Origin of the sequence: Paracoccus sp. IB05 (assembly GCF_016405985.1) — a bacterium.
Classification (GTDB): domain Bacteria; phylum Pseudomonadota; class Alphaproteobacteria; order Rhodobacterales; family Rhodobacteraceae; genus Pseudogemmobacter.
Map to the genome: position 1 here is coordinate 1 of NZ_JAEFCF010000088.1, position 1,673 is coordinate 1,673.

General features: G+C 64.1%; 2 protein-coding genes. Both read left to right on the forward strand.

The window, feature by feature from the left end; genetic code table 11:
- On the forward strand, window positions 1–599 hold a 599-nt coding region (locus JC607_RS25140; protein ID WP_198839439.1), incomplete at its 5' end, for a GXGXG domain-containing protein.
- Window positions 600–604: 5 nt separating this feature from the next.
- The coding region (locus JC607_RS25145; RefSeq protein WP_370584959.1) for an FMN-binding glutamate synthase family protein at window positions 605–1,673 on the forward strand (1,069 nt) is incomplete at its 3' end.

Here is a 1,673-nt window from a genome sequence, read left to right on the forward strand (position 1 = left end):
CCTGGGAGATCACCAATCCGAAGGGCAGCCATGCGCTGGCCGTCGGCCTTGATGCCCCGATCGAAGTCACCGTCAAGGGCTCGACCGGCTATTACACCGCCGGCATGAACAAGCAGGCGACCGTCACCGTGAAGGGCTCGGCGGGCCCGGGTGTGGCCGAGAATATGATGTCCGGCACCGTCGTGATCGAGGGCGATGCCAGCCAATATGCCGGCGCGACCGGCAATGGCGGGCTTCTGGTCATCAAAGGCAATGCCAGCTCGCGTTGCGGCATTTCGATGAAGGGCATCAATATCGTCGTGCATGGCAATATCGGCCATATGTCGGCTTTCATGGCACAATCGGGCAATCTGGTGGTGCTGGGCGATGCCGGTGACGCACTTGGCGACAGCCTTTACGAGGCACGGCTTTTCGTGCGCGGCTCGGTCAAATCGCTCGGCGCCGATTGCATCGAGAAAGAGATGCGCCCCGAGCATATCGCCATCCTCCAGGACCTGCTGGAGCGCGCCGGGGCGGATGCAAAGCCCGAAGAGTTCAAACGCTACGGCTCGGCCCGCAAACTCTATAACTTCAACATCGACAATGCGTCGGCCTATTGAGGATCATGCCCATGAAAGACGAGCAAAAAGTGATCCCGCAGACCGTGCCGCGCCAGTCCTGGACCTATAGCCAGGAGATCAATTCCGAGATCCGCCGCGCCGCGGCGACCGGCATCTATGACATCCGCGGCGGTGGCGCCAAACGCAAGCTGCCGCATTTCGACGACCTGCTGTTCCTTGGCGCCTCGATCTCGCGCTATCCGCTGGAAGGCTACCGCGAGCGCTGCGAGACCAAAGTGGTCCTCGGCACCCGTTTCGCCAAAAAGCCGATCACGCTGGATATCCCGATCACCATCGCGGGGATGAGCTTTGGCGCGCTTTCGGGCGCGGCGAAGGAAGCGCTTGGCCGGGGGGCTACGCTTTCGGGCACCTCGACCACCACCGGTGACGGCGGCATGACCCCCGAAGAGCGCGGCCATTCCCAGACCCTGGTCTATCAGTATCTGCCCTCGCGTTACGGCATGAACCCTGACGATCTGCGCCGTGCCGATGCGATCGAACTGGTGGTCGGCCAGGGCGCCAAACCGGGCGGCGGCGGCATGCTTCTGGGTCAGAAGATCTCGGACCGGGTTGCCAAAATGCGCAACCTTCCCAAAGGCATCGACCAGCGTTCGGCCTGCCGTCACCCCGACTGGACCGGCCCCGATGACCTCGAGATCAAGATCCTCGAGATCCGCGAGATCACCGGCTGGGAGAAGCCGATCTATATCAAGATCGGCGGCGCGCGGCCCTATTACGACACGACGCTGGCGGTCAAAGCGGGCGCCGATGTCGTGGTGATCGACGGCATGCAGGGCGGCACCGCCGCGACCCAGGACGTGTTCATCGAACATGTCGGCCAGCCGACGCTGGCGGCACTGCCCCAGGCGGTCAGGGCGCTGCAGGATCTGGGCATGCACCGCAAAGTGCAGCTGATCGTCTCGGGCGGCATCCGCACCGGCGCCGATGTGGCCAAGGCACTGGCGCTTGGCGCCGATGCGGTCGCGGTCGGCACCGCCGCGCTGATCGCGCTTGGCGATAATGACCCGCATTGGGAGGCCGAATACCAGAAGCTCGGCACCACCGCCGGGGCCT